Source organism: Paraburkholderia sp. JHI2823 (genome assembly GCF_038900695.1).
Classification (GTDB): domain Bacteria; phylum Pseudomonadota; class Gammaproteobacteria; order Burkholderiales; family Burkholderiaceae; genus Paraburkholderia; species Paraburkholderia mimosarum.
The window spans coordinates 33,770-51,673 of the sequence record NZ_JAYMRY010000022.1; the positions used below are offsets into that span (position 1 = coordinate 33,770).

The window sequence follows — 17,904 nt, forward strand, 5'->3', positions numbered from 1 at the left end:
AGTATAGTGCGTGACTCTGCAAATACAAGGGCGCGATTGCACCGTGAAACTGGAACGCAGCCATACCTTTTCGTTCAGCTCAAACAGCGAGCATTTCCTGCTCGACGGCGAACCTTTCCAGATCCGCAGCGGCGAAATGCATCCGGCGCGCATCCCGCGCGAATACTGGCAGCACCGCATCCGCATGGCGAAAGCCATGGGGATGAACTGCATCGCCCTGTACATCATGTGGAATTACCACGAAACGCACCAGGGCTTTTTCGACTTCGCGAGCGGCAACCGCAATATCGCTGCGTTCATCGGCTTGTGCCAGGCCGAAGCGATGTGGGTGCTGTTGCGCCCGGGGCCCTATGTGTGTGCGGAGTGGGACCTGGGAGGCCTGCCCTCGTACCTGTTGAGCGATGCGGATATCCGGCTGAGGACCGACTCGGCTACCGACGCCCGCTACATGGCGGCGGTCACGCGCTATATCGAGGCACTTGTTCCTCTAATCAAGCCGATGATGATCGAACGCGGCGGCCCGATCCTGATGATCCAGATCGAGAACGAGTTCGGATCGTACGCGCACAATCCCGCGTACCTCGAAGAACTCAGGCAGCTTTGGCTACGCGGCGGCATAACGGGACCGTTCTATACCGAAGATGGTCTTGCACAACTCGAACGCAACCGCAGCACGGTGGCCGGGGGCGCGATCGCATTGAGCAACGGCAATGCGGCGCAGATCGCAGCGGTGCGCCTCGCCTTTCCCGACGTGCCCGCTATGGCGGGCGAGGTCTACCCGGGTTGGCTCACGCACTGGGGCGATCCCGCGTTCGCCGGGCAGAACTACGATCTCTCCGATACGTTGACGGCATTCATGCAGTCGCAACTGTCTTTCAACCTCTATGTCATTCACGGCGGTACGAGCTTTGGCTTTTATGCCGGCGCAAACATCGACGACGCAGGCAACTATCAACCCGATCTCACCAGCTACGACTATTGCGCACCAATCAACGAACAAGGCGCGGCCACGGCGAAATACAGACGGTATCGCGAGATCATCGCGAGCTACCTGGCCGAGCCGCTGCCTGACATTCCCGAAGCCATCCCCAGGCTCGAATGCACGTTCGACCGCGACCTGATGCCGGCGCGCTATGCCTCGATCTGGGACAACTTGCCCGCGCCCTTGCCACGCAGGCAGCACGCCGATCCGCAGTCCTTCGAAGAGCACGGGCAGGCGTTCGGCTTCGCGCTTTATCGCAAGCGAGTGCACGCACAGTCGGAATGCGCGCTGGACATCAGTGGCGTTCATGACTATGCCGCTGTTTTCGCGGGCGAGCACTACGCAGGCGCCGTGTCGCGCGCAAGCCTTCCACGTGACTATGCACAGGCGCTGCGCGTAATGCATCGCACACCGCTTCCCCTTTCCTGCTCGTTTGCCGAGAAGGCTTCCGGCGCTCCCATCATGCTGGAGATCCTGGTGGAGGCCATGGGACGCGTCAACTTCGGAGCCGACATGGTCGACCGCAAAGGGCTCATCGAGCCCGTGAGGCTCCAACACGCCGACGGATCGATCGCGCTCCTCGATGGATGGGAAGTCTTCCCGCTGCCGATGGACGAAACGTTTATCGCCGGCCTCGAGGAACGCTGCACGAATCCGCAGAAACCCGGGCTCTTTTTCAAGGCGATCCTGCACCTCGATAAAGCCGGCGACACATGGCTCGATATGCGTCACTGGACCAAGGGCGTGGTCTGGGTCAACGGGCACAATCTCGGGCGCTACTGGAACATCGGGCCGCAAAGGCGCTTGTATTGCCCCGCGCCGTGGCTCGCGCAAGGCGAAAACGAGGTGCTCATCTTCGACCTTCACCAGACCGAGGCGAAGCCCGTACGACTCGAAGATTCGTTGTATTAGCACTCCTTCAAGAAGTACTCCCGGCAACCGGTTGCAGTTCCAGCGTGAGCACCTCGAACGGCGCGAGTTTGACTTGCTGCAGCGAATCCGCGTCCAGCAGCGCCGGAATGCCAGCGGCACTCGCCCCCCAGACGCGCCGCACATGGAATCGCCCAGGCGCCGATGCAGGCAGCTCCAGTTGACGCCGCAGGTCCAGTGCGAAGCCCTGAGCACGACGTTCCGGATTGCGCAGCGTGACGATCGACTTGTGCGGCGACCACGCGGCCCAGCCGTAAATGGCCGCCTCGTCGGGCGCCCCGCCTATCCAGTGGCTGTCGCGCAATACGCCGGCATTCGCGCGCGCCCAGCGCGCTGCATCCGCAAGCACGTCCCAGTCCTTCCCAGCCAGCAGAGCCGGCGTGATGTATAGCTCCTGCAATTGCGTACCGCTCGCGAAATACGATCGCACTTCATTGGCGAACGCGTGCCCCGCTGACGTGTTCAGGCGCGGATTGCACTGCGCAAACACAACGCCGTGCAGCATGAGCGAATTGAGCGGAAAGTGCGGGCTACGCTCGACGACATTGTGGTACGTCTGCGCGTCGCGGTACGTGATCCAGCGCTCGCGGTTCGTGCCGCTTCCCGCCTGGCCGTCGTCGTTGCCGCCGCGCCAGATCGAATCGACATGGCGCAGCCAGAACGGCGACGGATACGTGCCTGTCGAGAGATTGACGAAGGTTGCGGGACTCGCCGCCCGAATGTCCTCGATGAGCTGGATCGCCGCGGCCCAGTCGCTGTCGAAGCGGCTACCCGGAACCACGCGGTCCGCATTGCCGGTCCCGTCGAACTTGAAGTGGTTGACGCCGTCTCTCGCGAGCAGATCCATCACGACTTCATGAAAGCGCCGGTAGTATTTCTGCCCTGATAACGCGAAGCCGTTGTCGAATACCTCATAGCCGACGGCACGGCCGCGCGTCACGCGCTGGTCTTTCGGCGCGCAATAGCCGCCCCAGGGCGAAAGCCAAATGCCGGGTGCGGCGCCGTATCGAGCCGCGGCCTCGCGCAGCGGAATGAAACCGCGCGGGAATGCCTCGCTGAACTCCCAGCTGCCGCCGAGGTCGTCCCACCCGTCGTCGAACAGGAACGAATCGATCTGCACCCCGCGCGCCGCGTGCAGCGCGCGGCCAATCGCTTCGATGCGCTCCAGCGCCTGATCCTGCGTGTAAGGCGTGAGGTAACCAATATCCCACCAGCTGTTGTAATGCAGAAACGGACACCAGGGACGCGCGCGCTCCTGCTCGATATATGCGGCGAAATCGCGCCGCCCCTGGCCTTCGCGCACGACGCCGGCCACTGCGGTGCAAACGAGCGATTTGTTGCGCTCCAGCGGTAAGGCACGCGGCAGAACGAAGCCGAATCGATCGCTTTCCACATGCGTGGTCGCAAGCGGCAGTTCGAAGCCCAGGTAGAAGTGGCCTGCGAACACCGGCGTGCCCTTGCGTTCGCCGCTGGCATGGGCGCCGACAGCCTGCGTCTGCAGTAGCGAAACCGCTTCGATGGCTTCGTCGTGATGCGCTGTGACCGCCAGCTTCATGCGCAGATATCGCGAGCCCGCGCGCTGCTCGACGCTCCATTCAATTGTCAGACGTTCTTGCGCGTCGGCCAGCATCATGGTGACGCGCCGGCCCGCGATGCGTTCGGCCAGCCGCGATGCCAGTGGATCAGGTACGAGCGCGCTGTCCCTCGCCGGCCCCAGCACCCTCGGTTCGCCAGAGTCGAGCGCCGTGCCGTCGGCAAACGTCAGGGCGAAGGGCGCGGCGACAGGCAGCACGCGGGCGCCGCCGCGATCGATCAGCGAGAAGTCGCCAAGGCGTGCATCTCGCACTGCCCAACGCAGTGCAACCACATCGTTGCCGAGCGAGCAATCGTCGCCCCTCCTCTCGAAGACGGGCATGCCGGATTGCACGGGCGTGGCTTCGTTGGCGCGCATCGGGGAACGTGGTTCGAACACGGGCTGCCACCAAGGGTAATGGCAACGGCCTTGCGCATTCAAGCTGCCGGAGGGTGGAGCAAGCGGGTTACGACCCCAACTTCGCTTTTCCGCAGGTACGAACCTTATGAGAACCTTAAGGCTTGAACAATTTGCACGGCTTTACCGCCAGTTACACGATTGACAATTCGGCACCGATATTGGGTCGTCGCAGCATCTAGAATCCGCTTCCATCGCAACCGCGTCCGTTGACTGGAAAAGAGATCCTCATGAAACGCCTGACCGTTTATTTCCTCGCAGGACTGGCAGGGACGTGTGTCAGCAGTGCGGCGTTCGCCCATGCCGATATCGGCGTCTACCTCGGCGTTCCGGGCCCTGTGTATGCCGCGCCCGTATATCAGGAGGCGCCGCCCGTTGTCTATGAAGCTCCGCCGCCGGTCGTCTACCAGGCAGCGCCAGCCTATTACGGCTATGGCTACCGCTACGACGACGACGAACACCGCTGGCACGACCACGGCCGTCACCGCGGCTGGGAACATCACCACCGCGACGACGACTGACCGCGTCGCGGCAGCGTCGCAGCCACGACTCGCTTGTTGCGCGCGCAACTTCTTGCGCGCGCCCTCCTTCTCCCCCAGGCCGCAAAGCCCCTCCCGCCTCCCGCCGACTCTCGCGCGCTGCCCCATCTTGTCTAGTCAATAATCGCTTAAGGCGCACCGCCCACCTCTTCCGGGCCGCCTAGATTTGCGCTATGCGCCGCGTTTTTCCCGTGTTTTCGCTCCGCCCTCAGCAAAGACCCTACTTATCTCATTATGTGAGATCGCTTATCTTGTCTATACAACATGGCTGACCAGAGCCCGCTGTTGACCATGCCGCCAACGGTCACGGCGGTATCGATAAACGTCATGGAGACTCCACGTCAATGAAAAAGCTTGCCTTGTGCATAGCGATGCTCGCGATCGCCACCTCCGCCTGCGCGAAGGACTGGTCCACCGTCCGGTTCGGCGTGGACGCGAGTTACCCCCCGTTCGAATCGAAAAGCACGGATGGCAAGCTGGTCGGCTTCGACATCGACGTGGGCAACGAGATCTGCAAGCGTATCAACGCCAGGTGCGTCTGGATCGAGAGCGAGTTCGACGGCATGATTCCGGCGCTGAAGGCCAGGAAATTCGACGCAGTGCTTTCGTCGATGTCGATGACACCGCAGCGCGAAACACAAATCGCGTTCTCGGCGAAAGTATTCCACACGCCCACCCGCCTCGTCGCGAAACAAGGCTCGAGCCTGCAGCCCACGGCAGATGCGCTCAAAGGCAAAACGGTCGGCGTCGAGCAGGGATCGATTCAGGAATCCTATGCAAAAGCCAAATGGGCACCTAATGGCGTGAAGATCGTGCCTTATCAGGATCAGGACCAGGTCTATGCGGATCTGCTCGCGGGCCGCCTCGACGCCGCGCTGCAAGACGCCGTGCAGGCCGACATGGGCTTTCTGAAGACGCCGCGCGGCGCGGGCTTCGCGTTCACGGGCGGCGAGCTCAGCGATCCGAATGGCGCGCTCGGCAACGGCGCCGCAATCGGCCTGCGCAAGGAAGATACCGATCTGAAGACGAAGATCGACAAGGCGCTCGCGGACATGATCAAGGACGGCACGTACAAGAAGATCGAGTCGCGCTACTTCGCATTCGATGTGTATGGTGGCTGAGCGGCGCCTGCGCCCAGACTGACCGGCAACGGCGCGGGACTTCCCCCGCGCCGTTGCTCGTTTTATCCTGCTTCCCTCTGTTGAACACTGCCCCCGCGCACGCCATCATGCAGACACAAACCCATCCGTTGATTTCGCCGGCACTCGGCACCGAGCGGCACATCACGAGCTTTCACTACGGGCCTGCCGGCGCCCAGAAAATCTATATCCAGTCGTCGCTGCATGCCGACGAGCTGCCAGGCATGCTAGTGACCTGGGCGCTGCGCAGGCGCCTGGCCGCGCTCGAATCGGCGGGCAAGCTGCGCGGTGAAATCGTGGTCGTGCCCGTGCCCAATCCGATCGGCCTCAACCAGCGACTGCTCGGCCAGATGCTTGGCCGCTTCGAAAGCGGCACCGCGGCCAATTTCAACCGGCATTTCCATGCGCTCGCCGACCTCGTGATCCCGCGCGTCGGGCCGCGCCTCGGCGGCGACGCGCAGCAGAACCTGCTCGCCGTGCGCGCCGCGATGCGAGACGCGCTTGCCGAACAGACGCCGACTACCGAGCTGGCATCGCAGCGTCTCGCGCTGCAGCGCCTGTCGTACGACGCCGATGTGGTGCTCGACCTGCACTGCGACTTCGAAGGCGTGATGCATCTCTACACGAACCCCGATCTCTGGCCCGACGTGGAACCGCTCGCGCGCTATCTGGATGCGAAGGCCTCGCTCTTCGCGCTCAATTCAGATGGCAATCCATTCGACGAGATTCACAGCTTCTGCTGGTCGGCATTGCGCGCGCACTATGGCGAACGCTACCCGATCCCCAACGGCTCGATCTCCGTGACGATCGAGTTGCGCGGCCAGGCGGACGTGAGCTACGCCTGGGCCGAGCGCGATGCTAGCGCGATCATCGACTACCTGACGCATCGCGGAGTCGTGGAAGGCGCACCCGCACCGCTGCCGCCGCTCGCATTCGCGGCCACGCCGCTGGCGGGCGCCGAGGCGCTCGTCGCACCGAGTTCCGGCGTGCTCGTTTTCCACGCGCCGGTTGGCGCGCGCGTGGAACCGGGCCAGCCCATTGCCGACATAGTTGACCCGCTTACCGATCGCGTGCTCACGCTCACAAGTTCCGTCGCCGGCGTGCTGTACGCGCGGCAACGCGCGCGCTTCGCCACCGCGGGCATGGAGGTGGCATGGGTCGCAGGCGCCACGCCGCTGCGCAGCGGGTCACTGCTGCCGAATTGAGCAGAAGAATCGTCGGTCGAAAGAAACCTTGGCCGGGAACGCGGTATGCGCACTGCATCCGACAACGAACGATATGTGACGATGCGTAACAGCCATACCGCGCGGGGCGCTACAAAACGGGCGTTCTTGCTTCGCGGCGTCGTCGGGAAGGGAGCAGGCACTATTTACACTTGCTTTCGATTCTCTCCCCGTTCGGGATGATTTCAAACCTAGAATCAGAAGATGCTCGATGTGTCGGGACCAAGGCGGCCGGGGACTTCTGTACCGGCCGCCTTTCTCATTCGTCAACCAACTCGGCGGAATGGCCCACAATAATGAACAGCTTCGATACCGTCATTCTGGGCGCCCTGACTCGTGTCGATCTGCCCCCACTGCTCAATCATGCAATCCGCGTGATGGCGGGGCTGTACACGTTCAAGGGTTACTTCCTGATCCCTCTCCTGTGCTGGATCTGGTTTCAGCCCCACGAGCGCCGCGAGTGGCGGCGCGAGATCATGGTCGCCACGGTGGCGAGCGGCCTGATATCGCTTGCGGTGGGACGCCTCCTCGCGCGTTATCTGCCGTTCCGGCAACGTCCGCTGTTCAATCCCGACTTGCATCTGCATTTCGCGTCATCGTCGCTGCGTGCCGCCGGGCTGAGCAACTGGAGTTCGTTTCCGAGCGATCACGCCATGCTGTGGGTGGCGATTGCGATGGGAATTTTCCTGGTATGGCGGGTCATCGGCGCGCTGGCGCTTTTGTATGTAACACTAATTATCTGTTTGCCGCGTGCGTATCTGGGCTATCACTACCCAACGGACCTGATCGCGGGCGCCGCAATCGGCGTGGTAATTACCTGGATCTTGACGCGTGATGCAGTCAGGAAGCGAACCGCCGTGCCCGTTCTGCGCTCGATGAAGCGTTTTCCCGGACCGGCCGCGGCGCTCGCATTTCTCGTGTGTTTCGAACTGGTCACGCAATTCGACGATTTACTTCAGTTGGCCCATTCGGCGTTGCACGGAATGAGCTGAGGCGTGGCGCGGGCGACGCGGGGAAGTCGTCCCCGGCCGCCTGCGCCGATCCATTAAAGCGCGCCCGGATTGATATAGGCCGTCTTCACCGTCGTGTAGAACTCGCGCGCATAGCTGCCCTGCTCACGCGGACCGTAGCTCGAACCCTTGCGGCCGCCAAACGGCACGTGATAATCCACGCCAGCCGTTGCAGTATTTACCATGACCATGCCGGCCTGCACGTGACGGCGGAAATGGTTTGCATGACTGAGCGAGCTCGTGCAGATGCCCGCCGACAAGCCGAACTCCGTGTCGTTCGCCACGGCCAGCGCCTCGTGATAATCCTTCACCTTGATGACGGAGGCGACAGGGCCGAACACCTCCTCACGGTTGATCCGCATGGCCGAGGTGGTCTGCGTGACGAGCGCGGGCGCGAGGAAATAGCCGCGCGTGGCGCCTTCAACGCGCTCGCCGCCGAACACCTCGCCGCCTTCTTCGCGCGCAACCGCAATGTAGCGCTCGTCCTGCTGAAGCTGCTTGTCGTCCACGACAGGCCCGATATGCGTGCCGTCCGCGAGCGCGTCGCCGGTCTTGAGCGTCTTCATGCGCGCCTTCATGGCTTCGACGAAGCGGTCATGAATGCCTTCGGTCACGATGAGCCGGCTCGACGCCGTGCATCGCTGCCCCGTCGAGAAGAACGCGCCGTTGATGCACGCCTCCACGGCCACGTCGAGATTGGCGTCGTCCAGCACGACCATGGGGTTCTTGCCGCCCATCTCCAGCTGAACCTTCTTGCCCGTTGCGAAGCTCTTCGCGCCTATCGCGCGGCCCGTTGCGACCGATCCCGTGAAACTCACGGCATCGACATCGGCATCACTGACGATCGCTTCCCCAACCACCGAGCCCCGGCCCATCACGAGGTTGATGACGCCGGCCGGCGCGCCCGCCTCCGCGATGATCTTCACGAGCTCCCACGTGCTGGCCGGCACGAGGTCCGCGGGCTTGATGACGACCGTGTTGCCGTAGGCAAGCGCGGGCGCGATCTTCCACGCGGGAATGGCAATCGGGAAGTTCCACGGTGTAATGAGCCCGATCACGCCGAGCGGCTCACGGGTCACTTCGACCGTCATGCCAGGGCGCACCGAAGGCACGATTTCGCCGCCAAGGCGCAGCGCCTCGCCCGCGAAGAACTTGAAGATCTGCGCGGCACGGCCAACCTCGCCCATCGCCTCGGGAAGCGTCTTGCCCTCTTCGCGTGCGAGGAGGCGGCCCAGCTCGGCCTTGCGGGCGAGAATGACGCTGCCCACCTGATCGAGCAAATCGAAGCGTTGCTGCGGCGTCGAGAGCGACCACTGGGCGAAGGCCTTGCGCGCGGCGGCAATGGCGTCGCGCGTTTGCGCGGCGTCCGCTTGCGCGAATTCGCCGATCACGTCGTCGAGATTGGATGGATTGATATTCTGGGAGGCCGTGGTGCCGCGCACCCACTGGCCGCCGATGTAGTTGTCGAACTGGTTCATGTTGCTATTCCCGAGTGAATGGCTCACAGCAATCCGCGCGAAGCGAGATTGCGATACAGCGCGCGCACGCCGAAGGTCCACGGCGCGAGCTCCGTGCTCAATTGCACGGTGTTGGTCAGCGCGCCGAGCTCCGGCGCCGAGATGGTGACCTTGTCGCCAAGGTGATGCGTGAAGCCGCCCCCTGCCGTGTCGCGGTCCTTGATGGGCGAGAACATGGTGCCGAGAAAGAGCATGAAGCCGTCGGGATACTGGTGATGGCGGCCCCACGTCTGCGCCACGAGGTCGGCCGGGTCGCGGCTGATTTCGCTCATATGGCTGATGCCCTCCAGCACGAAGCCGTCATCCGTGCCCTCCACGCGCAGCGAGACGCTCGTCTTGCGCACCGAGTCGAGATCGAACGATTCGTCGAACAGGCGCACGAACGGGCCGATCGCGCACGAAGCGTTGTTGTCCTTGCACTTGCCGAGCAGCAGCGCCGAGCGGCCTTCGATGTCGCGCAGGTTCACGTCGTTGCCGAGCGTCGCGCCCACGATCTCGCCGCGGCTGTTCACGGCAAGCACGATCTCGGGCTCGGGGTTGTTCCAGACCGAGGCGGGCAGCAAGCCGATGTCCGCGCCGAAGCCGACTGCCGACATGGGCTGCGACTTCGAAAACACTTCGGCGTCGGGCCCGATGCCCACTTCCATGTACTGTGACCACGCGCCGCGCCGCTCCAGTTCGGCCTTCAGCTTCATCGCCTCGTCGGAGCCCGGCTTGATCTTCGAGAGATCGGTGCCGATCGTGGCCACGATGGTTTCGCGAACCTCCTGCGCTTTCGCAGGGTCGCCGCCGGCCTGTTCCTCGATCACGCGCTCGATGAGACTGACCGCGAATGTCACGCCGCAGGCCTTGATTGCCTGAACGTCGTTGGGCGCGAGCAGGCGCAACGCGGGCTCGCTGCCAGGCAGATTCGCTTCGATCAGCTTCTCCACCGGGCCAAGCGATTCGCCGTTCACCGTGCGCGCAAACTGCACGATGTCCTCGCGGTCGAAAAGGTCTGCGGTGGTCGGCGCGCTGCGTGTGATGTCGATGACTTCGCCATCGCGAACGAGCACGACAGAGGGGCCCGTGTTTTCGCCTTCGTTGCGCCATACGCGGCCAACGAGCAGCGCCTGCCCGACGTCGCCAGGAAGCCAGTTTGATTGGGAGTTCGAGGTCATGGTGCGATTTGTCTCCAGTTCATGTGTGCCGCGGCAAGGCCGGCCTCGATACGGCGAGGCGAGCCTCGCGGCCTGGTGTCTCAGCGCCTGCTCAGCGCCTCAGTGCGAGTGGCGCGGGTTGCCGCGCTCGGCGATGACTTTCAGATAAAGCGTGGCTGGCTCGAGGCATCCGCCTGTGGAAAGCTGCCCCACGGTCTTGCGGTACAGCTCCTGCCAGGGCGTTTGTGCGGGCGGAATCTCGAAGTGCGCGGTTTCGCGGCGCCGCTCGAGCTCCGCTTCGTCGACGAGCACATTGACGCTGCGCGCGTTCAGATCGACGCGAATGCGATCGCCCGTTTGCAGCAGCGCGAGTCCGCCGCCCACGGCGGCTTCGGGCGACATGTTCAGGATCGAGGGGCTCGCCGAGGTGCCGCTCTGGCGGCCGTCGCCCATCGTGGGCAGCGACGTGATGCCCTGGCGCACCAGCTCCGCCGGCGGCGCCATGTTCACGACTTCCGCACTGCCCGGATAGCCCACCGTGCCCGCGCCGCGAATCACGAGAATGCAATGCTGGTCGATTTCGAGCGACGGATCGTTGATGCGCGCGTGATAGTCCTCGGGACCGTCGAACACGATCGCTCTCGCTTCGAACGCGTTCTCCGCGCCGGGCTCGCTCAGGTACGTTTGACGGAAAGCGTCGCCGACCACCGACATCTTCATGATCGCGCTGTCGAAGAAGTTGCCCGACAGCACCATGAAGCCCGCGCCGTGCTTGAGCGGATCCTCCGTTGTCCTGATGACTTCGCGATCCGGCTCGGGTGTGCTGTCGGCGATGGCGCCGATGGTCCGGCCGGAAACGCTCAGGCATTCGCGGTGCACGAGGCCGGCGCGGTCGAGTTCGCGCAGCACGCCGGGCACGCCGCCCGCGCGGTGGAAGCTCTCGCCCAGATATTCGCCTGCCGGCATGCAGTTAACGATGAGCGGCACCTGTTCACCCACACGCTGCCAGTCTTCGAGGCTCAGCTCGATGCCCATGTGCCGCGCAATCGCAATGAGGTGCGGCGGACAGTTCGTGGACGCGCCCAGCGCCGAGGCAACGACGATGGCATTTTCGAACGCTTCTTTCGTCATGATGCGCGAAGGCCGGATGTCGTAGCGCACGAGGTCCACGATGCGCTTGCCCGTTGCATACGCCATCTGGCCGCGTTCGCGATAGGCCGCCGGAATGCTCGCGCAACCGGGCAGCGACATGCCGAGCGCTTCGGCGAGGCTGTTCATCGACAACGCCGTACCCATCGTGTTGCAGTGGCCGATTGAGGGCGACGAGGCCGTCGTGAGTTCCATGAAGCCCTCATAGTCGATCTCGCCGGCCGCCAGCAGGTTGCGCGCATGCCAGATGACCGTGCCCGAACCCACGCGCTGGCCGTTGTGCCAGCCGTCGAGCATCGGGCCGCCCGAGAGCACGATGGCGGGCATGTCGACCGTCGCCGCGGCCATCAGGCACGCGGGCGTGGTCTTGTCGCAGCCCGTGGTCAGGACGACGCCGTCGAGCGGGAAGCCATGCAAAATCTCGACGAGGCCCAGGTAGGCGAGATTCCGGTCGAGCGCCGCGGTGGGCCGGCGGCTTTGCTCGGCGAGCGGATGGACGGGAAACTCCATGGGAATGCCGCCCGCGTCGCGAATGCCCGCCTTGGTGCGAGCGGCCAGTTCGATATGGTGGCGATTGCAGGGCGCGAGGTCGCTGCCCGTTTGCGCAATGCCGATGATGGGACGGCCAGACTGCAATTCTTCGCGGGTCAGACCATAGTTCATGAAGCGCTCGACATAAAGCGCGGTCATATCGGCATGGGCCGGATCGTCGAACCATTCCTGGCTGCGCAGGCGCCGTGCGTTGGGCAGGGTCATTTCACTCACTCCGTTACTCCTCGTCTCCCGACCGGCCACATCGAACTGTTACCGGTAACAATTCCGGAATATTAGCACTTTGCGGCGGCGCTGTGCACCAGGTGAGACTCGCGTTTTCGCGGGAAATAGTCGGCGACGAAGCACCTCCCCCGCGCAATCGCCAACTTGCGGCCGCCCCACCCGCCATGCTAATTTAGCACCCGCTGTGTTACCGATAACAAATCAGGTACATTGTCCATCGACAGTGCCGGAATCCAATAACACGCCCACGAAGTACGTGGCCAGCCTCCCCGCAGCGGGGACAGTTCAAAGGCATATGTGAATGGAGACACAACCCATGCCAACCCTCACCCAGATCGCAGACTCCCCGGCCGCCGCCAGCGAAGCCGAAGATCTGCTGTACCGCAAGGTGCTCAAGCGCATTCTGCCGCTATTGCTCCTTTGCTACGTCGTCGCCTACCTCGACCGCGTGAACGTCGGCTTCGCGAAGCTGCAGATGCTGGACTCGCTCGGCCTGAGCGACCGCGTCTACGCCCTGGGCGCCAGCATTTTCTTCTGGGGATATTTTCTCTTCGAGATGCCGAGCAACCTGCTCCTTCACCGCTATGGCGCGCGCTTCTGGATCGCGCGCATCATGGTCACCTGGGGCATCGTCTCTTCGTCGCTCGCGTTCATCGCGCCGCTTGCGAGCTTTTTTCACGTTCAAACGTCCACGATGTTCTACGTCCTGCGGTTCCTGCTGGGCGTATGCGAAGCGGGCTTCTTCCCTGGCATCATCCTTTACCTGAACTACTGGTTTCCGGCGCGGCGCCAGAGCATCGCGATGTCTGGGTTTCTGATCGCCATTCCGGTGAGCCTCACGCTGGGTGGCGTGATCTCGGGGTGGCTGATGGAGAACACCCACGGCCTGCTCGGCCTGGGCGGCTGGCAGTGGATGCTGCTGCTCGAAGGCGTGCCGTCGATCCTCGTCGCCTTCGTCGTGCTGTCGTGCATGGGCGACGGCATCCAGACGGCGAAGTGGCTGACGGCTTCGGAAAAAGCCCTGTTGCAACGCAATCTCGAGCACGAGGGCGCCAAAAAAACACATAGCGCCGCGGCGGCGCTGAAGAGCCCGCGCGTCTGGCTGCTGACCTTCATCCTGCTGACCTTCAATACCGGCTTCTATGGCCTCGCGTTCTGGCTGCCTTCCATCATCAAGGCCTCCGGCGTGAAAAGCACATTGAACATCGGCTTGCTGAGCGCCATTCCCTATCTCAGCGCGGTGGTCGCCATGATCTGGAACGCGTCGCACTCGCGCAAGACGGGCGAGCGCCGGCTCCATGCGGCCATTCCCGCGTGCATTGGCGGCATCGGCCTGATTCTCAGCGCATTCTTTGCGCACAACGTGCCGCTTTCCATCGTATTCCTGACGATCGCCACCTGCGCGATTCTCGGCCTGATGCCGATCTACTGGACGTTTCCCGGCCAGATTCTCTCGGGCACCGCTGCCGCGGCGGGCATTGCGCTCATCAACTCGGTCGGCAACCTGTCCGGCTTCACCGGCTCCATGATCACGAGCGTGGCGAAAGACCTGACTGGCGACATCAACAACGGCACCTACGCGCTGGGCGCATGCCTGCTCGTCAGTTGCGTCCTCATTCTCTCGATTCCGAAAAGCATGCTGAACAAGGACGCGAACGAAGACAACTGAAGCTTGCTAGCCAGATCAAACACGCGCTGAGGAAGTCCGGCTTCTCGCCGGAGCTTCCTTACAGCCTCCCTAAGCGGAAATTGCGTCGGCCTTGCGCCGGCGCTTTTTTTTGCCTTTTCACCCGCGATTCACGCGCCGCCCGTTCCCGCAGGCGACTGGGGCCTGCACAATAGGCAGACAAAACGATATCGTTGCGCCCGCCTCAAGTATCGCAGCGCGCTGCCGATAAGACGTGCAGACTGTTTTCCGCCCAACAAACCGCCACCAGGCCCCGCTCACCCAACGGAGACACTGTGATTCGAAATTGCCTTGGAGCCCTGCTGCTCGCGCTCGGCTGTCTCGGCACCGCATTTGCCGCGGGCCCCGACTGTTCGCGCTCATTTACGCTCGCCTTACACGACCACGGCCTGCTCTACTCCGCCGAGACGGACACCGGCATCGACAAGGACTTCGCCGACGAACTGGCGCGGCGCAGCGGCTGCCAGATTCGCGTGAGCCTGATGTCGCGCGCGCGCATCTGGAAGCTGATCGAATCGGGCGCGCTCGACTTCAGCCTCTCCGGCATTGCCAACGACGAGCGCAATCAGTACGCGGATTTCGCCTGGTACTTCAGCAACAAGTACTATCTGCTGGTTCGCAAGGATTCGGGCATCCAGCAACTGGCCGATTTCGAGCACAACGACAAGTTTCAGCTTGGCGTGATCCGCAGCTTCCGCTATAGCGAATCGGCCAACCGGCTCGTCGATTCGCTGGCCGCCGAAAATCGCGTGAGCCAGGCCGGCGGTCTGGAGCCGCTGTACGACGCGCTGATTCTCGGGCGCATTCAGGGGATGATCATCGAGCCTTTCGATTATCCGGCCATCGACGAAGCGAAGATCCGGAGCGTGACCCATATCGTGGAGTTCGACGATCCGCCCATTCCGCATGGACTCATCATGTCGAAGAAGGCGCTCTCGCCCGAGGAACGCGACAAGTGGCGCGCGGTCGTCAATGAAATGATCGCGGACGGCACGGTGCGGCGCATTTTCCGCAAATACTTCAGCCCCGACCTTTCCGATTCGATGGTCCCCTTCTGAACGCCGCCATGAACCGGATGCGCCTCGTTCTCCTCCCGCTGGTGATCCTGGCCACCGCGCTCGCCGTGACATGGGCGTTGTGGAGTCACGAGCGGCAAGCGGCCCGCCACGAGCTGCTCACGCAGTTCAACTTCTCGCTCGGCGACGCGGTGAGCCGCATCGAGCAGCGCATGGGCACGTACGAGCTGTTGCTGCGCGGCGTGCAGAGTCTTTTTGCCGCGAGCGGAGCAGTCGATCGCGAAGCGTTCCGCGATTACGTCGACACACTCAATCTCGACGCCAATTTTTCCGGCATCCAGGCGATCGGCATCGTCGCCTGGGTGCCGGCAACGCAAAAGGCCGCGCATGTCGCGTCCATGCAGCAGCGCGGCCTGCCGGGCTACGCGATCCAGCCCGAGGGCGCGCGCGAGAACTACGCGCCCATCATCCAGCGCGAGCCGTTCATCGGCGCCAATCGCGCGATGCCAGGCTTCGACTCCTGGGCCGATCCGGTGCGGCGGCGCGCCATGGAGCAGGCGCGCGATACGGGCATGGCGACCATTTCCGGAAAAGTGCGCCTCTCGGTGGACACCGACCCGAACGCCAACCCCGGCTTCATCATGTACATGCCGGTCTACGCGCGCGGGAAAGCACCGGAAAATGCCGACGAACGCCGCGCGCGGCTGGTGGGCTGGGTCTACGCGTCGTTTCGCATGCACGACGTCATCGCGAGCCTTTACGGCGAGGACCCGCCCGGACTCGCGATCGCCCTTTACGACGGCGTGGAAACGTCGCCGGAAGCGCTGCTCTACAAAACATCGGGCGCGCCCGCGCAGCACGTGCCCACGGATCTCGCGGCAACCGAATACCTCGTCGTGTGCGGACACGACTGGATGCTGAAGCTGACGGCACGCGACGGCTTCAAGGCCCGCTTCGGCCGCGACGCGGCCACGCTCATTGCGATCATCGGCACGGGCCTGAGCATCCTCCTCGCCGTGCTCACGCGGCTCTTGATGACGGGCCGCAGCCGCGCAATGCGGCTCGCTTCGTCGATGACGCAAGAGCTGCGCGAAAACGAGGAAAAGTTCCGCGCCATTGCCGACTGCACCGTCAATTGGGAAATCTGGTGGTCGCCCGAAGGCAAGCCGCGCTGGATCAATTCGGCGGTCGAGCAGTACATCGGCTATACCGTCGACGAGTGCATGGCGATGAAGGACTTCGCCTGCACCGTGATTTATCCGGGCGATGTCGCGCATGTCGCGCCCGCTTTTCGCGGCGCCCAATATGGCTCGCGCGGCGACAACCTCGAATTTCGTTGCGTGCGCAAGGACGGCTCGCTGATGTGGCTCTCGGCTTCCTGGGTGCCGATTACCGACTCCAGGGGCGAATTCATCGGCTTTCGCACGAGCGGGCGCGACATCACCGAACGCAAGATCGCCGATGAACGCATCAAGGAGCTCGCCTTCTACGACGCGCTCACGGGACTGCCCAATCGCACGCTGCTGCTGGACAACCTGAAGGAAGCCATTGCCGGGAGCGCGAGACACGGCACGAGCGGCGCGCTGCTGTTCATCGATCTCGACCACTTCAAGACGCTCAACGACACGCTGGGCCACGACAAAGGCGACCTGCTGCTGCAGGAAGTGGCGAAACGCCTCGCGGCGAGCATCCCCGAAGGCGACACCGTGGCGCGGGTGGGCGGCGACGAGTTCGTCGTCGTGGTGGGGAACCTGCATCCGGACAACGCGGAAGCGGCGCAGCAAACCGAGCGCCTCGGCGAGAGGATACTCGAAGTCCTTGGCGATCCTTATCGTCTTGGCGATATCGACTACCGCAGCACGGCGAGCATCGGCGCGACCGTCTTCAAGGGACTTCAGGCGTCGACGGACGATCTCATGAAGCAGGCCGATCTCGCGATGTACAAGTCCAAGGAAAGAGGTCGCAACGCGGTGCGTCTCTTCGATCCCGAGATGCAGACTTTCGTGCTGGAGCGCGCGGCGCTCGAAGCGGCGCTGCGTGAAGCGATCGAAACTGGGCAACTGGTGCTGCACTACCAGATGCAGATCGACGGCGATCGCATCACCGGCGCCGAGGCGCTGGTGCGCTGGCGTCACCCCGAACGCGGGCTCGTCTACCCTGCCGATTTCATTCCCGTGGCCGAAGAAACGGGGCTCATCGCCGGGCTGGGCAACTGGGTCCTGCACGCGGCTTGCATGCAGCTGGCGCGATGGGCCGCGCGACCCGACACCGAGCACCTGACGATTGCTGTGAACGTCAGCGTGCAGCAGCTTCACAAGCCCGACTTCGTGGCGAACGTGCTGGCAACGCTCGAACAGACGGGCGCGCGGCCCGACCGGCTGAAGCTGGAACTGACCGAAAGCGTGCTGGTGGACAACGTGCAGGAGATCATCGAGAAGATGGAGGCGCTGAAGGCCAGGGGCATCGTCTTTGCGCTCGACGATTTCGGCATTGGCTATTCTTCGCTTTCGTATTTGAAACGTCTGCCGCTGGACCAGCTGAAAATCGACCGCTCATTCGTGCGCGATGTTCTGGTCGATCCCAACGACGCCGTCATCGCCAGAACCATCGTCGCGCTCGCCCACAGCCTGGGCCTGGGCGTGATCGCCGAAGGTGTCGAAACCGAGGAGCAGCGCGCCTTCCTCGCCGCGGCAGGCTGTTACGCGTATCAAGGCTATCTCTTCTGCCGACCGGTTCCCGTCGAAACGTTCGAAGCGACATTGCGCGGACTCGAAGCGCCCGAGTGTCTCGTCGGGTAGGCGCGCTT

12 protein-coding genes are annotated in these 17,904 nt (G+C 63.4%); 8 read left to right on the plus strand and 4 right to left on the minus strand.

What is annotated here, in order from left to right; genetic code table 11:
- The first annotated feature begins 43 nt into the window (after positions 1-43).
- Positions 44-1,894: a beta-galactosidase gene (locus tag VSR34_RS22495; protein WP_342963596.1), complete on the plus strand. Its 1,851-nt coding sequence runs from the start codon at positions 44-46 to the stop codon at positions 1,892-1,894.
- A gap of 7 nt (positions 1,895-1,901) precedes the next feature.
- Here VSR34_RS22495 and VSR34_RS22500 read toward each other — a convergent pair whose 3' ends face one another.
- A complete protein-coding gene (locus tag VSR34_RS22500; RefSeq protein WP_342963640.1) occupies positions 1,902-3,863 on the minus strand; it encodes an enterotoxin in 1,962 nt (653 codons plus the stop codon).
- Between the two features lie 269 nt (positions 3,864-4,132).
- On the opposite strand from VSR34_RS22500, the gene VSR34_RS22505 reads away from it, so the two are divergent.
- The 4 genes from VSR34_RS22505 (at position 4,133) to VSR34_RS22520 (ending at position 7,795) form a co-directional block, all read left to right on the plus strand.
- Positions 4,133-4,423, plus strand: coding sequence for a hypothetical protein (locus VSR34_RS22505; RefSeq protein WP_028212469.1), 291 nt, complete (start codon positions 4,133-4,135; stop codon positions 4,421-4,423).
- 362 nt (positions 4,424-4,785) lie between these two features.
- Positions 4,786-5,562 carry an ABC transporter substrate-binding protein gene (locus VSR34_RS22510; RefSeq protein ID WP_028212468.1) on the plus strand — a complete coding sequence of 259 codons (777 nt, stop codon included), beginning with the start codon at positions 4,786-4,788 and terminating at the stop codon, positions 5,560-5,562.
- 107 nt (positions 5,563-5,669) lie between these two features.
- The gene (locus tag VSR34_RS22515) at positions 5,670-6,785 is read left to right on the plus strand and encodes a succinylglutamate desuccinylase/aspartoacylase family protein (protein WP_342963597.1); all 1,116 of its coding nucleotides are present in this window, start codon (positions 5,670-5,672) and stop codon (positions 6,783-6,785) included.
- 314 nt (positions 6,786-7,099) lie between these two features.
- Positions 7,100-7,795, plus strand: coding sequence for a phosphatase PAP2 family protein (locus VSR34_RS22520; RefSeq protein ID WP_028230923.1), 696 nt, complete (start codon positions 7,100-7,102; stop codon positions 7,793-7,795).
- A gap of 53 nt (positions 7,796-7,848) precedes the next feature.
- On the opposite strand, the gene VSR34_RS22525 is transcribed toward VSR34_RS22520, so the two are convergent.
- The 3 genes from VSR34_RS22525 to VSR34_RS22535 form a co-directional block, all read right to left on the minus strand.
- Complete coding sequence (locus tag VSR34_RS22525; protein WP_342963598.1) at positions 7,849-9,291, minus strand: aldehyde dehydrogenase family protein; 1,443 nt, start codon at positions 9,289-9,291, stop codon at positions 7,849-7,851.
- 23 nt (positions 9,292-9,314) lie between these two features.
- Positions 9,315-10,490: a fumarylacetoacetate hydrolase family protein gene (locus VSR34_RS22530; protein ID WP_342963599.1), complete on the minus strand. Its 1,176-nt coding sequence runs from the start codon at positions 10,488-10,490 to the stop codon at positions 9,315-9,317.
- Positions 10,491-10,589: 99 nt separating this feature from the next.
- Positions 10,590-12,374: an IlvD/Edd family dehydratase gene (locus tag VSR34_RS22535; RefSeq protein WP_342963641.1), complete on the minus strand. Its 1,785-nt coding sequence runs from the start codon at positions 12,372-12,374 to the stop codon at positions 10,590-10,592.
- 337 nt (positions 12,375-12,711) lie between these two features.
- Between VSR34_RS22535 and VSR34_RS22540 the strand changes: the two genes are divergently transcribed.
- From VSR34_RS22540 to VSR34_RS22550, 3 genes are all read left to right on the plus strand, one after another.
- Complete coding sequence (locus VSR34_RS22540; protein WP_342963600.1) at positions 12,712-14,064, plus strand: MFS transporter; 1,353 nt, start codon at positions 12,712-12,714, stop codon at positions 14,062-14,064.
- 293 nt (positions 14,065-14,357) lie between these two features.
- A complete protein-coding gene (locus tag VSR34_RS22545; RefSeq protein ID WP_028212461.1) occupies positions 14,358-15,140 on the plus strand; it encodes a transporter substrate-binding domain-containing protein in 783 nt (260 codons plus the stop codon).
- 8 nt (positions 15,141-15,148) lie between these two features.
- The gene (locus tag VSR34_RS22550; RefSeq protein ID WP_342963601.1) at positions 15,149-17,896 is read left to right on the plus strand and encodes an EAL domain-containing protein; all 2,748 of its coding nucleotides are present in this window, start codon (positions 15,149-15,151) and stop codon (positions 17,894-17,896) included.
- Positions 17,897-17,904: the final 8 nt, after the last annotated feature.

Excerpts from the sequence above, each read along its gene's own strand:
- VSR34_RS22515 (WP_342963597.1), top strand. The coding sequence starts at position 5,670 with ATGCAGACACAAACCCATCCGTTGATTTCGCCGGCACTCGGCACCGAG.
- VSR34_RS22525 (WP_342963598.1), bottom strand. The coding sequence starts at position 9,291 with ATGAACCAGTTCGACAACTACATCGGCGGCCAGTGGGTGCGCGGCACC.
- VSR34_RS22505 (WP_028212469.1), top strand. The coding sequence starts at position 4,133 with ATGAAACGCCTGACCGTTTATTTCCTCGCAGGACTGGCAGGGACGTGT.
- VSR34_RS22510 (WP_028212468.1), top strand. The coding sequence starts at position 4,786 with ATGAAAAAGCTTGCCTTGTGCATAGCGATGCTCGCGATCGCCACCTCC.
- VSR34_RS22535 (WP_342963641.1), bottom strand. The coding sequence starts at position 12,374 with ATGACCCTGCCCAACGCACGGCGCCTGCGCAGCCAGGAATGGTTCGAC.
- VSR34_RS22550 (WP_342963601.1), top strand. The coding sequence starts at position 15,149 with ATGAACCGGATGCGCCTCGTTCTCCTCCCGCTGGTGATCCTGGCCACC.
- VSR34_RS22530 (WP_342963599.1), bottom strand. The coding sequence starts at position 10,490 with ATGACCTCGAACTCCCAATCAAACTGGCTTCCTGGCGACGTCGGGCAG.
- VSR34_RS22520 (WP_028230923.1), top strand. The coding sequence starts at position 7,100 with ATGAACAGCTTCGATACCGTCATTCTGGGCGCCCTGACTCGTGTCGAT.
- VSR34_RS22540 (WP_342963600.1), top strand. The coding sequence starts at position 12,712 with ATGCCAACCCTCACCCAGATCGCAGACTCCCCGGCCGCCGCCAGCGAA.
- VSR34_RS22500 (WP_342963640.1), bottom strand. The coding sequence starts at position 3,863 with ATGCGCGCCAACGAAGCCACGCCCGTGCAATCCGGCATGCCCGTCTTC.